This is a genomic window from Phaeobacter sp. LSS9, assembly GCF_003443595.1.
GTDB lineage: Bacteria > Pseudomonadota > Alphaproteobacteria > Rhodobacterales > Rhodobacteraceae > Phaeobacter > Phaeobacter piscinae.
In genome coordinates this window covers 725,127-738,090 of sequence record NZ_CP031956.1, presented here as the reverse complement: position 1 = coordinate 738,090, position 12,964 = coordinate 725,127, and the positions used below count along the sequence as shown (strand labels likewise).

The following is a 12,964-nucleotide window of genomic DNA, read 5'->3' as shown; positions in this document are numbered from 1 at the left end:
TCCGAATTGCCTTAAAGTCAATCAATCGTCGCCGAAACGGGACAGAACGGCAACATAGAAACCATCGGTTCCATCCTGGACTTGCCAGCCGTGATCCTGATGCAACTGCCAATCGGGGTTTCGGGCCAGGAACGCTGCGACCTGGTCGCCGTTTTCTGCGTCCAGCATGGAGCAGGTCGCATAGCTCAGCGTCCCACCGGGGGCCACCAGCTGACTGGCGTCGTGCAGGATCTGCGCCTGCGTCTGGCACAGCTCATCCAGCCGCGCCTGCGTCAGGCGCCATTTGCCTTCGGGTGCGCGCCGCCAGGAGCCAGAGCCGGAACAGGGCGCGTCACACAGAACCAGATCAAAGGGTGCCTTGGCAGCGACATCATCGGGGGCCAGCACTGTGACGGCAGCCCCTGCCCGATCTGCGCGTGCAGGCAGGTCTTTCATCCGTTGCGGCGCGATATCATGGGCAAAAACTGCAAGCTTGGCGCGCGCCGCGATAGCGAGGCTCTTGCCACCGCCACCGGCACAGTAATCAAGCACCCGCTGGCCATCAGCCAGGGGCAGCGCCTCGATCACCGCCTGACTGGCAGCGTCCTGCAATTCGACCAATCCGGTCAGATAGGCGGAACTGTTGCGCAGCTTGCGCGCCCCTTCCGTTACCGACAAAGCCGTGTCTGCTGCGGGGTGTGTCTCGGTAAGGATCCCCTCCTCCGCCAGCGCGCCCATCGCTGCGTCACGATCAGTTTTCCGCCGATTGACACGCAAATGTACTGGCGCGCGTTGCTGCAACGCGCGCGCGGCCGCCTCAGCCGCATCGCCAAGGCTGGCCGCAAAAGCAGGCCAGAGCCAGTCCGGAATATCAAGCGCCTCCGCCTGCTGCATCTGAGGCGCGGCGCTGATTGCAATCTCCTCAGCCTCCTCAAGCGGCGCAGGCGCGTGGCCCACTCCGTTGAAGATCTCGCCTATATCAGCGCCTTCTGCCCGCAACGCACCCAAGATAAACTGCCGACCCGTTGTATTGGTATCCGAGATCTCCCCCGCGCCGCCGCCGCCGCCAAGGGCCGCAAAGGAGCGCAGGCATCGCAGAGCGTCAAAGACGTGATCGCGCACCGCTGCGCGGTCTTTGGATCCGGCAAAACGGCTGCGCCGCGCCCAAGCTGTCAGTGCTTTTTCCGCAGGCTCTCCGGTCAGGATCTGATCGAGGATTTCGATAGCGGCCTGACGGCGGGCAGCCGGGGTCATACCCCGGCCTCATGGTGATGCGTCACAGTCATCCGGCAGCGCTCCTGTCTTTAGCCGATACGGTAATTCGGGCTTTCGCGGGTGATCTGCACGTCGTGGACATGGCTTTCTTTCAGGCCAGCGCCGGTGATGCGAACAAATTCGCAGTTCTTGCGCATCTCATCCACGGTTGCACAGCCGGTATAGCCCATAGCCGCGCGCAGACCGCCCACCAGCTGGTGGATCACCGCGCCAGCCGAGCCTTTGTAGGCGACCTGACCTTCGATCCCCTCGGGCACCAGTTTGTCGCTGGCCGCATCTTTCTGGAAATAGCGGTCTGCGGAACCGCGCGCCATTGCGCCCAGCGATCCCATGCCGCGATAGGATTTGAACGAACGCCCCTGATAGAGGATCACCTCGCCCGGGCTTTCGTCGGTACCTGCAATCATCGAGCCAACCATGGCACAGGACGCGCCTGCCGCGATGGCCTTGGCGAAATCGCCGGAAAATTTGATGCCACCGTCCGCGATGATCGGAATATCGCCAGCAGCGCCGGCACAATCCATGATCGCCGTCAGCTGCGGCACACCCACACCCGCCACCATACGGGTGGTGCAGATGGAGCCCGGACCAATGCCAACCTTCACTGCATCGGCACCGGCATCAATCAGCGCCTTGGTCGCTGCAGCGGTTGCAACATTGCCCGCCACAACCTGCACACCGGACGACAGCGCTTTGATGCGTTTCACGGCCTCGATCACGCCTTCCGAATGACCATGAGCAGTGTCCACGACGACAATATCAACACCGGCATCAATCAGCGCCTCGGAGCGGGCAAAGCCGCTGTCGCCAACAGAACTGGCAGCCGCCACGCGCAGGCGCCCCAGATCATCCTTGCAGGCGGTGGGGTTCAAAACCGCCTGTTCGGTGTCTTTCAGCGTCAGCAGGCCTGTCAGTTTCCCGTCACCATCGGTCACCAGCAGCTTTTCGATGCGGCGCGCCTTCATCATCGACTTGGCCTCTTCCAGCTCAGCCGGTTCATGCAGCAGTGCGAGATTGTCAGAGGTCATCATCACCGAGACCGGCGTGTTGTCATCGGTGGCAAAGCGCATATCGCGGTTGGTCACGATGCCAACCACGCGCCCGTCGTTATCGACAACGGGAAAGCCGGTGACGCGGTAGCGCTCCTGCAGGGCCTTGGCGTCGGCCAGCGTCTGATCTGCGGTCAGGGTGATCGGGTTGTAGACAATGCCGCTCTCAAAGCGTTTGACCCGGCGCACCTGACGGGCCTGTTCTTCCAGATCAAGGTTTTTGTGAATGACACCCATCCCGCCGGCCTGCGCCATAGCGATGGCCATCCGCGATTCCGTCACCGTGTCCATCGCCGAGCTGAGCAAAGGAATGTTCAGAGAGATGCCACCCGTGACGCGCGTGCGCGTGTCAGCCGTGTTCGGCAGAACGCTAGACGCTGCCGGAACCAGAAGAACATCATCGAATGTGAGAGCCTCACGAATCTGCATTTGTCATCCCCATGCATAACCCCGTTTGGCGATGACCCTATGGCACAGAAGCCGAAGGGGGAAAAGAGGTGGCGCCGGAAAAACGGGAGAATTGCGACGGTTTCTCAACCGGTGATCTGATGATCGCTGCCCCGTCTGCGACACTGGCCATGGACACCACGGCTGACAGCCTGCTCACCAAGACCGGGCTGATCTGCATCAAGGCAGGCTGCGGAGCATTCCGCCACCAAGAGACCGCGCACAGATCAGATAGGAGCCTCGCCATGATCCGTCCCCTCAGCGATATTGTTGTCCTCGACCTCACCCATGTGCTGGCCGGCCCCTATGCCTCTATGACGCTGCGCGATCTGGGCGCGCGAGTGATCAAGGTGGAACGACCTGGTCTTGGCGATGACACCCGTGCCTTTCCCCCCTTCAAAGATGGCGACAGCGCCTATTTCGCCACCATCAACCACGGGAAAGAAAGCATCGCTCTGGATCTGCGCGCCGAAGAGGATCGCGGCACCTTCGAACAGCTGCTGACGCAGGCTGATGTCATCCTTGAGAATTTTCGCCCCGGCGTGATGGAGCGGCTGGGGTACGGTTGGGAGGCGTTGCATGCCCGTTTCCCGAAACTCGTCTATGGCGCGGTCTCCGGCTTTGGTCACACCGGGCCCGACCGGCTGCGCCCGGCCTATGACATGGTGGTGCAAGCCCGTGGTGGGGTGATGTCAATTACCGGCGAACGCGACCGCGAGCCGGTGCGCGTCGGCGCCTCCATCGGCGATCTCGCTGCGGGCATGTTCCTGTGTCAGGGTGTTTTGGCGGCGCTCTATGCTGTGCAAGGGGGCGCGCCTGGTCAAAAGGTGGATATCGCCATGCTCGACAGCCAGTTGGCGCTGTTGGAGCACGCGGTGGCGATCACCTCGGTGACTGGTGAAGCACCGCGCCCGTCGGGCGCGCGCCACCCGTCGATCACCCCGTTTGAGACGTTCCACGCCAGCGACGCATTGTTTGTGATCGCCGCCGGCAATGACGCGCTGTTTGCGACGCTGTGTACCGCGCTGGACCTGCCGTTGGCCACGGATGCGCGCTTTGCCAGCAATCAGGCGCGCTGCGAAAACGCTCGCCTTCTCAAACGGTTGGTTGAGGCTGTGACGCTGGACCAGCCCGCGTCCTATTGGATTGACCGGTTGCAGCGCGCCGGTGTGCCGACGGGTCCGATCCAGTCCGTCGCCGAGGTGATGCAGGATCCCCAGATCCTCGCCCGTAATATGCTGGTGGATGTCTGTGACCACGACGGCGCGCCACGGTTCAAGGCGGCGGGCAACCCGGTCAAACTCTCCGCGCTGCCTGATGAGACCACGCGCCCGCCTGCGCCGATGCTTGACGAACACCGTGGCCAGATCCTGCATTGGCTGGGCGACATCGCGTCAGGATCACCCGACAACAACACCTGAGGCGGCTGGATTTTGTCATCGATCCGCTGCCCAAAGCGGTCTTTCTTCAAAACCGCGCAGAAATGACGCCACGAGACCGCAAAATGACGCGCGCCGCCTTTCCTCCCGCCAAAAACGCCATATGCTCCGCCCAAACCGCGCAAGCAAGATAGGTACAGGCATGGCAAACGATCCCGCCCCCGAGATCTCGACCGAGACCGCAACTGATCCCGCATCGCATCCGCTGGTGGTCTTTACACCGTCCGGCAAGCGTGGCCGGTTTCCGGTTGGCACGCCAGTTCTGACAGCGGCACGCCAGCTGGGGGTCGATCTGGATTCCGTCTGCGGCGGGCGGGGCATCTGTTCGAAATGTCAGATTACGCCATCTTATGGTGAGTTCTCCAAACATGGCGTGACCGTCGCCGATGACGCCCTGACCGAATGGAACAAGGTCGAACAGCGCTACAAGGACAAACGCGGCCTGACCGACGGGCGGCGCCTGGGGTGTCAGGCGCAGGTACAGGGCGATGTGGTGATTGACGTGCCACCGGAAAGCCAAGTCCACCGTCAGGTGGTCCGCAAACGCGCCGAGGCGCGCGACATCACCATGAACCCCTCCACCCGTCTTTATTATGTCGCGGTGGAAGAACCCGACATGCACAAACCCACAGGCGATATGGAGCGGCTGATCGAGGCGCTGGATGCCCAGTGGGATCTGAAGGGTGTCAAAACCGATTTGCACATCCTGAGCGTGCTGCAACCGGCCCTGCGCAAGGGCGGCTGGAAAGTCACCGTCGCCGTGCATCTGGGCGATGAAAATCACCCGCCCAAGATCATGCACATCTGGCCGGGGTTCTACGAGGGCTCGATCTATGGTCTGGCGGTTGACCTCGGCTCGACCACCATCGCTGCACATCTGTGCGATCTGAAAACCGGCGAGGTCGTCGCCTCCTCCGGCATCATGAACCCGCAGATCCGCTTTGGCGAAGATCTGATGAGCCGGGTTTCCTATTCGATGATGAACAAGGGCGGCGATCAGGAGATGACCCGCGCGGTGCGCGAGGGTATGAACGCGCTGTTCACCCAGATCGCGTCTGAGGCGGAAATCGACAAGGCGCTGATCGTGGATGCGGTGTTTGTCTGCAACCCGGTGATGCACCACCTGTTCCTTGGCATTGATCCGTTTGAACTGGGTCAGGCCCCCTTCGCACTGGCGACCTCCAATGCGCTGGCACTGCGCGCCGTGGAGCTGGACCTGAATATTCACCCGGCCGCCCGCGTCTACCTGCTGCCCTGCATTGCCGGCCATGTGGGGGCTGACGCCGCCGCGGTGGCACTGTCGGAAGCGCCCGACAAATCAGAAGATCTGGTGCTGGTCGTGGATGTGGGCACCAATGCGGAAATCCTGCTTGGCAACAAGGACAAGGTGCTGGCCTGTTCTTCCCCCACCGGCCCCGCGTTTGAGGGCGCGCAGATCTCCAGCGGTCAACGGGCGGCCCCCGGTGCCATCGAACGCGTCGAGATCAACCCGGAGACCAAGGAGCCGCGCTTCCGGGTGATCGGCTCCGACATCTGGTCGGATGAGGACGGTTTTGCCGCCGCAGTCGCAACCACCGGCATCACCGGCATCTGCGGCTCCGGCATTATCGAGGCGATTGCCGAGATGCGGCTTGCCGGCGTGCTGGATGCCTCCGGGCTGATTGGCTCAGCTGAACAGACCGGCAGTGCGCGTTGTATCCAGGACGGGCGCACCAATGCCTATCTGCTGTGGGACGGCTCGTCCGAGGGCGGCCCGACCATCACCGTGACCAACCCCGATATCCGCGCGATCCAGATGGCAAAGGCGGCGCTCTACTCCGGCGCACGTCTCCTGATGGACAAATTCGGCATCGATACCGTTGATCGGGTGGTGCTGGCGGGCGCCTTTGGTGCGCACATCTCCGCGAAACACGCGATGGTCCTTGGAATGATCCCGGACTGTCCGCTGGACAAGGTGACCAGCGCGGGCAATGCCGCAGGCACCGGTGCCCGTATTGCGCTGCTCAACACAAAGGCCCGCACCGAGATTGAGGCCACCGTCCAGCGGATCGAAAAGATCGAAACCGCCGTGGAGTCACGGTTCCAGGAGCATTTCGTCAATGCCTCTGCCATCCCGAACTCCGCCGAACCATTCCCGATCCTGAACAGCATCGTCACCCTGCCCGAGGCGAATTTCAACACCGGAGGTGGCGACGGCAATGAGGACGGCGGACGCCGTCGTCGGCGGCGGCGCGGATAAGGCATTTTTGCCGGTCGCGGGGGTGGTTGGGCGCTTGACCCTCCCCCGCGAAACCGGTAATCACCCCTTATTGGCGCGGGTATGGTGAAAAGGTATCACGGCAGCTTCCCAAGCTTTAGTTACGAGTTCGATTCTCGTTACCCGCTCCAAAATCACTCACATTAAGATAGCCTCACAATTCACTGGATTTTCAGTGGTATTTTGCATTCACGGCATGTTGCGAATGTACCTTGTGAGACATCCTGTAGCGGCGTGCTGACTTGCACCTCGCTGCCAATCTCGCTAGCGACTTCTGCATGGATCTGATCTTTCACACCCCGCTCAGCCCGGATGCCCAACGCCACCACGGTCTCAAAAGCCCGCAACCGCTGGCAATGGCCGATCGGGTGCGGTTTTCCGAGCTGGATATTTTGCATCACGTAAACAACAAGGCCTATCTGAGCTGGTTCGAGACCCTGCGCGTGGCCTACTATGATCGGTTTTTCGCTCCTCATTTCAACGGGATGCCTGCCCCTCGCAATGTGCTGCGCAACGCAAATGTGCATTACATGAAAGAGATGGTGCTGGACGAGGACTATATCACCACGGCCCGCGTCGTGTCCTTCCGCCGGACCTCATACGTGATGGAACAGCAGATCTGGTCTGGTGATCTGCGTGCCACGATGACCGGTATCATGGTTCTGCGCACACCAGATGGGCAATCGGGCTACCCGCTGCCAGACAGCCTCCGCACCGCCCTGATCGAGCGGGACGGCGCTGTTTCAGAGGGTTAAGCGGCGGATCTCAACCCTCAACACTTTACCTGATCTAAGGCGCCCAATGCACTGTCATTTCTGACAAAACTGCCTGAATTGGCGCCTCTTCCGGCGGCAAGGATTTGGCGGTTTCAAGCGCCTCCCGCTTGGCTTCCCCATAGATCACCAGATGTTTGGCAATCGCCGCGTCCAATACCCGCGCCGATAGGCTGACACGCGGTTCCGGCTGGCTGTCGGGCCGCATCACCGCCAACACCGGCGCATCTGGCGCCAGTGCCTCGCTCAGCCCGCGCACGCCGGGAAACAGAGAGGCCGTGTGCATGTCTTCGCCCATCCCCAACAGGACAACAGAAAGCGGCAGATCCGGCTCAATCTGGCTTTCGACCTCAGCCAGCACATCCTCTGGCGCACGCGCGGGCACATGAAACGGCACGAAGGTCGCGGATGCCGCCCGGTTGACCAGCAGACGCTCGCGGATCATGCGCGCATTGGAACGTGCGCTATCGGCGGGCACCCAGCGTTCATCTGTCGCCATCAGGCGCACCCGCGCCCAGTCGATATCCGCGGCGCAGAGATCGTCAAAAATCGGCGCTGGGGTGGTGCCGCCTGCCACGGCAAAGGACGCGCTGTCATGATGCAAAAGATGGGTCTTCAGATCACCCGCCAGTTGATTGGCCACGTCAATCGCCAGCATATCCCGATCTGCATATTCGATAATATTCATGGGTTGATCCCCCGCCATTCCCGTTCATCGCGCCGCATCAGGAGATCCGCATCTCCCGGTCCGGTGCTACCGCTATCATAGGGTTTTGGCACATCTCCGCGCGATGTCCAGCCCGCAATGATGGGATCCGTCCAGGCCCAGGCGGCCTCCACCTCATCACCGCGCATGAACAGCGTCTGATTGCCCCGGATCACATCGGTGATCAGCCGCTCATAAGCATCGGGCGCGCCGTCGATATCCGCCCCCAGCGCCTGCGCAAAGCTCATATCCAGCGGCACATCAATCAGCCGCATACCGCCGGGTCCAGGCTCCTTGATGGTCACCTTGAGGGTGATGCCCTCATTCGGTTGCAGACGAATGGTCAGCAGATTGGCGTGGCGTCCGGCATCGGCACCAAAAATCGAATGGGGCGCATCCTTGAAGAACACATTGATCACAGAGGAGCGCGCCACCAGCCGCTTGCCCGTGCGCAGATAAAACGGCGTGCCCGCCCACCGCCAATTGCTGATATGGGCCTTCAGCGCCACATAGCTTTCGGTGGTGGAGCGCGGATCCCCCACGGTTTCGCGGTAAGACTGGTCGTCGTCGCGCCCTGCCCCGTCCTCAGCCGATGCGTATTGACCGCGCACAATATGGTGGGGTTCCACCGGCTCCAGCGCCCGGATTACCTTCAGCTTTTCGTCGCGCACGGCATCGGGATCGAATTTTGCCGGAGGCTCCATTGCAATCAGGCACAGCAGCTGCATCAGGTGGTTTTGCATCATGTCCCGCATCGCGCCCGATTTGTCATAATACGACGCTCTACCGTCAATACCCACTGATTCAGCGACAGTAATTTGGATATGATCCACATACTGACTATTCCAGAGCGGCTCAAACAGCATATTGCCAAACCGGATCGCCATCAGGTTCTGTACCGTTTCCTTGCCCAGATAATGATCAATCCTGTAGATCTGGCTTTCATCGAAATGGCCCGCGAGAGTGCGATTGAGCGCTTTTGCTGAACTCAGGTCATGGCCGAAGGGTTTTTCAACCACAATCCGGGTCTGGTCATCCGCCAGCTGATGCGTCCAGATCTGCTCCGCCAGCGGCGCAAACAGCGCCGGGCCGACGGAAAAATAAAACACCCGCACACGATCCGACGTTGGCAGACCAAGCATCTGTTTGAGCGCTGCCCAGCCATCGCGCGCCTCCGCATCAATCGCCAGATATTCCAGCCGCGCCAGAAACCGCTCAAGCTCCTCACCGCGCGCAGCAATCTCCGCACCGCTCAGCTCATTGTGCAAGGCATCGCGGATCAGATCGCGATATCCATCGCTGCCAAGCGCCCTCCGCGCCGCGCCCACAATCCGCGCATCCTGCGGCAACTGGCCTGCACAATGGCGCCGGAACAGTGCAGGCAGGATTTTGCGCTGCGCCAGATCCCCCGTGCCGCCAAATATCACCAGATCGAAGGCCTGAACCGGAATAACTCGGGAAACCATATTGCGCTTTCTCTCAACCAGGAAGGGTCACATCCCAACCTGAGGCGCATCAAACACGTCCCACAGGCCAGCACCTGTCACCGTAGCACCGGCTTGCACAACGCAAGAGCCACTGCCATCGGGTCCATTTGGCACCAGTATAAGCAGTTGCCTCAGAAAGAAAACAGATCACCGCCCATGGTCGTCACGACGCGCTGCCGAGCCCTGCGCATTCAGGGGTCCTCGGATCTCACTTATAGCCCGGACTGGCCATTTGGCGGCACAATCAGTGCATATGCAGCACACCCTTCACGTTGCGCCATTCGCCGGAGCTGATCATTTTGCGATGGGTAAATCGGACCGAATGCAACGGGCCGTCGATCTCACGATGCCAGAAATCAATGAATTCAAACAATCGCGGATGGTCTGGCGCCAGATCATACTCCTGCCAGACGAAGGTGTTCAGAACATGGGTGTGATCCGGCATGTGATAGGTCATCTCAGCCGTGGTCAGACCGTAGCCCTTCAGCATCAATTCAGTTTCGCGTGTCTCCATTTCAGGTCTCCCTTACGGATCCCCCCAAAGTAGCTTACCACGGAAAGGGTTAATTCCGAACAAATACAGCCCTTTGGCAGAAAACCTCCAGCACGGGGGCGCTCCGCCGCCCTGCTTGCTTGCGCCTTATATGCCCTGTCTGTTATGGTGCAGACACAATATATAGACCCAATAATAACAACGGGCAGCCAACGTGAACGATACGCCGGAAAATCCTGAAAACATGGACGAAAACAAACCTGAACGGCCTCAATATGACGGCCCAACGGTGTCCATCGAATCCGAGATGCGCACATCGTATCTCGACTATGCGATGTCGGTTATTGTCAGCCGCGCCATTCCTGACCTGCGTGACGGGTTGAAACCGGTTCATCGCCGAATTCTCTACGCCATGCATGAGGTCGGGAACTCGCATGACAAACCCTACCGCAAATCGGCGCGCCCGGTTGGCGATGTCATGGGTAAATACCACCCCCATGGCGACTCCGCGATTTATGACGCTTTGGTGCGGATGGCGCAGGATTTCTCCATGTCACTGCCGCTTCTCGACGGTCAGGGCAACTTTGGGTCCATGGATGGCGATAACCCAGCCGCCATGCGCTATACCGAAGTGCGGATGGACAAACCCGCCGCCTCAATCCTGGCTGACATTGAAAAAGACACGGTCGACTTTCAGGACAACTACGATGGCAAGGACCGTGAACCGACGGTTCTGCCCGCGCGGTTCCCCAACATGCTGGTCAATGGCGCTGGTGGTATTGCGGTTGGTATGGCCACCAATATCCCGCCCCACAACCTGGGCGAAGTGATTGATGCCACGCTCGCCCTGATCGAAGACCCGGATCTGACCAGTGAACAGCTGATCGACTTTGTCCCCGGCCCGGACTTTCCGACCGGCGGCGTGATGCTGGGTCGGTCCGGCGCGCGCAAGGCCTATCTGGAAGGGCGCGGCAGCGTCGTCATTCGTGCCAAGACCCGCGTTGAGGAAATTCGCAAAGACCGCTACGCCATCGTGGTCGAGGAGATCCCCTATCAGGTCAACAAGGCCGCGATGATCGAAAAGATCGCCGAACAGGTGCGCGAGAAAAAGATCGAGGGTGTCAGCCACGTTCAGGATGAATCCGATCGCAACGGCGTGCGGGTTGTTGTCGAACTGAAACGCGATGCAACGGCTGAGGTGGTGCTGAACCAGCTCTATCGTTTCTCGCCCATGCAGACCCACTTTGGTTGCAACATGCTGGCTCTGAATGGCGGTCGCCCTGAACAGCTGACCCTGCGCCGGTTCCTGACCTCCTTCCTTGATTTCCGCGAAGACGTGATTGCGCGGCGCACCGCCTATGATCTGCGCAAGGCGCGGGAACGCAGCCATATTCTGTGCGGTTTGGCCGTCGCGGTTTCTAATGTGGACGAAGTGGTCGCAACCATCCGCGCCTCTGCGGATGCAGCCGAAGCGCGGCAGAAGCTGATGACCCGACGCTGGCCTGCGGTCGACATCGCACCTTATATCCGTCTGATTGACGATCCGACCCACACCATGAATGACGACGGCACCTATAATCTCTCCGAGATTCAGGCCCGCGCCATTCTGGAACTGCGTCTGCAACGTCTCACCCAGATTGGTGTCAAAGAAGTCACGGATGAGCTGGAAGAACTGGCAGGCAAGATCAAGAAATACCTTGAGATCCTGTCCTCGCGTGAGCGTATTCTGGGCATCATCTCGGATGAGCTGCGCGAAGTGCGTGATAATTTCGCCGTGCCCCGTCGCACCCAGATCGTCGACTGGTCCGGCGATATGGAAGATGAAGACCTGATCGAGCGCGAAGACATGGTCGTGACGATCACCAGCGGCGGCTACATCAAGCGGACCCCGCTGGCCGACTTCCGCGCGCAGAAGCGTGGCGGCAAGGGGCTGTCGGGTATGCAGACCAAGGAAGAGGATGTTGTCACCAACCTCTTTGTGGCCAATACCCATACCCAGCTGTTGTTTTTCACCACCGATGGCATGGTCTACAAGCTGAAGACCTGGCGCCTGCCGCAAGGTGGCCGCACGTCGAAGGGTAAGGCGATTGTCAACATTCTGCCGATCCCGCCGGGCGTTTCCATCGCGGCGATCATGCCGGTCGATGTGCCAGACGACGAATGGGAAAACCTACAGGTGGTCTTTGCCACCTCGGGCGGGGACGTGCGTCGCAACCGCCTGTCGGATTTCACCAATGTGCGCCGCAACGGCAAGATCGCGATGAAGCTGCCGGAGGATGGCTCGGTCAGGCTGGTCAATGCCCGTATCTGCTCCGAGGATGATGATGTGATGCTGGTGACCAATTCCGGCCGGGCAATCCGCTTCCGCTCCACCGATGTCCGCGTCTTCAACTCCCGTGAATCGACCGGGGTGCGCGGGATCCGGCTGGTCAGCGATGGGGATGAGGTCGTCTCGATGTCGGTGATCCGCCACTTCAGCGCAGAACCCTGGGAGCGCAATGCCTTCATCAAACGGTTCCGCTCCGAATTTGGCGGTGAGGTTGCCGAAGACGAAAATGGTGAAGAAACCGAAGGCTCACTCTCCGAGGAGCGCTATCAGGAAATGCTGGCGGCCAATGATCTCTTGGTGACCATCAACCGCTCTGGTGTGGGCAACCTGACCTCCGCGCATGACTACCGTGTCAGCGGACGTGGTGGTCAGGGTGTTGGTGCCATGAAAGGCGGCGCCATCGTCGCGACCTTCCCGGTCGAGCTTGAAGACCAGATCATGCTGGCAACGTCCAAAGGCCAGTCGATCCGCTGTCCGGTCAACGGGATCTCGTTCCGCTCCCGCAGCGCCGGTGGTGTACGGGTGTTCAACACGGCCAAGGGCGAAGAGGTCGTCTCGGTTGCCTGGATCGCGGAACGCGACGACGAGGATGCAGAGGTTCCCACGTCTGAGGGGGCCAGCGAAGCTGCTGAGGCAACCTGATCTCACTCCTGTTATAGCGCTATGACGTCACTAAAACGCCGCCCTCCGGGGTGGCGTTTTTCGTTAATCGAAACCTAAGCAGTTTCTG

Annotated in this window: 9 protein-coding genes and 1 tRNA gene; 5 read left to right on the top strand and 5 right to left on the bottom strand. The window is 60.5% G+C overall.

Features of this window, described 5'->3' with window-relative positions; genetic code table 11:
* Nucleotides 1-21: 21 nt before the first annotated feature.
* Together D1820_RS03600 and guaB are read right to left on the bottom strand one after the other, a co-directional pair.
* Nucleotides 22-1,233: an RsmB/NOP family class I SAM-dependent RNA methyltransferase gene (locus D1820_RS03600; RefSeq protein ID WP_118067907.1), complete on the bottom strand. Its 1,212-nt coding sequence runs from the start codon at nucleotides 1,231-1,233 to the stop codon at nucleotides 22-24.
* Between the two features lie 50 nt (nucleotides 1,234-1,283).
* Nucleotides 1,284-2,732, bottom strand: a complete 1,449-nt coding sequence (guaB, locus tag D1820_RS03595) for an IMP dehydrogenase (protein ID WP_102897005.1) — start codon at nucleotides 2,730-2,732, stop codon at nucleotides 1,284-1,286.
* Between the two features lie 263 nt (nucleotides 2,733-2,995).
* On the opposite strand from guaB, the gene D1820_RS03590 reads away from it, so the two are divergent.
* From D1820_RS03590 to D1820_RS03575, 4 genes are all read left to right on the top strand, one after another.
* The gene (locus D1820_RS03590) at nucleotides 2,996-4,171 is read left to right on the top strand and encodes a CaiB/BaiF CoA-transferase family protein (protein WP_118070004.1); all 1,176 of its coding nucleotides are present in this window, start codon (nucleotides 2,996-2,998) and stop codon (nucleotides 4,169-4,171) included.
* A gap of 160 nt (nucleotides 4,172-4,331) precedes the next feature.
* Entirely contained in the window at nucleotides 4,332-6,428 is a 2,097-nt protein-coding gene (locus tag D1820_RS03585; protein ID WP_118067906.1) for an ASKHA domain-containing protein, read from the top strand.
* A 75-nt stretch (nucleotides 6,429-6,503) separates the two neighbouring features.
* Nucleotides 6,504-6,577: transfer RNA gene (locus D1820_RS03580), tRNA-Gly, on the top strand.
* 147 nt (nucleotides 6,578-6,724) lie between these two features.
* A complete protein-coding gene (locus D1820_RS03575) occupies nucleotides 6,725-7,201 on the top strand; it encodes a thioesterase family protein (RefSeq protein WP_040178450.1) in 477 nt (158 codons plus the stop codon).
* A gap of 34 nt (nucleotides 7,202-7,235) precedes the next feature.
* Here D1820_RS03575 and pgl read toward each other — a convergent pair whose 3' ends face one another.
* The 3 genes from pgl to D1820_RS03560 form a co-directional block, all read right to left on the bottom strand.
* The gene (gene pgl / locus D1820_RS03570) at nucleotides 7,236-7,907 is read right to left on the bottom strand and encodes a 6-phosphogluconolactonase (RefSeq protein ID WP_096873129.1); all 672 of its coding nucleotides are present in this window, start codon (nucleotides 7,905-7,907) and stop codon (nucleotides 7,236-7,238) included.
* Nucleotides 7,904-9,391 carry a glucose-6-phosphate dehydrogenase gene (gene zwf, locus D1820_RS03565; protein WP_118067904.1) on the bottom strand — a complete coding sequence of 496 codons (1,488 nt, stop codon included), beginning with the start codon at nucleotides 9,389-9,391 and terminating at the stop codon, nucleotides 7,904-7,906. Before zwf ends, pgl begins: the two co-directional genes overlap by 4 nt.
* Before the next feature lie 265 nt (nucleotides 9,392-9,656).
* A complete protein-coding gene (locus D1820_RS03560) occupies nucleotides 9,657-9,926 on the bottom strand; it encodes an usg protein (RefSeq protein WP_118067903.1) in 270 nt (89 codons plus the stop codon).
* A gap of 193 nt (nucleotides 9,927-10,119) precedes the next feature.
* On the opposite strand from D1820_RS03560, the gene gyrA reads away from it, so the two are divergent.
* Nucleotides 10,120-12,876, top strand: coding sequence for a DNA gyrase subunit A (gene gyrA, locus D1820_RS03555; RefSeq protein WP_118067902.1), 2,757 nt, complete (start codon nucleotides 10,120-10,122; stop codon nucleotides 12,874-12,876).
* Nucleotides 12,877-12,964: the final 88 nt, after the last annotated feature.

Excerpts from the sequence above, each read along its gene's own strand:
- zwf (WP_118067904.1), bottom strand. The coding sequence starts at position 9,391 with ATGGTTTCCCGAGTTATTCCGGTTCAGGCCTTCGATCTGGTGATATTT.
- pgl (WP_096873129.1), bottom strand. The coding sequence starts at position 7,907 with ATGAATATTATCGAATATGCAGATCGGGATATGCTGGCGATTGACGTG.
- D1820_RS03600 (WP_118067907.1), bottom strand. The coding sequence starts at position 1,233 with ATGACCCCGGCTGCCCGCCGTCAGGCCGCTATCGAAATCCTCGATCAG.
- D1820_RS03575 (WP_040178450.1), top strand. The coding sequence starts at position 6,725 with ATGGATCTGATCTTTCACACCCCGCTCAGCCCGGATGCCCAACGCCAC.
- D1820_RS03590 (WP_118070004.1), top strand. The coding sequence starts at position 2,996 with ATGATCCGTCCCCTCAGCGATATTGTTGTCCTCGACCTCACCCATGTG.
- D1820_RS03585 (WP_118067906.1), top strand. The coding sequence starts at position 4,332 with ATGGCAAACGATCCCGCCCCCGAGATCTCGACCGAGACCGCAACTGAT.
- D1820_RS03560 (WP_118067903.1), bottom strand. The coding sequence starts at position 9,926 with ATGGAGACACGCGAAACTGAATTGATGCTGAAGGGCTACGGTCTGACC.
- guaB (WP_102897005.1), bottom strand. The coding sequence starts at position 2,732 with ATGCAGATTCGTGAGGCTCTCACATTCGATGATGTTCTTCTGGTTCCG.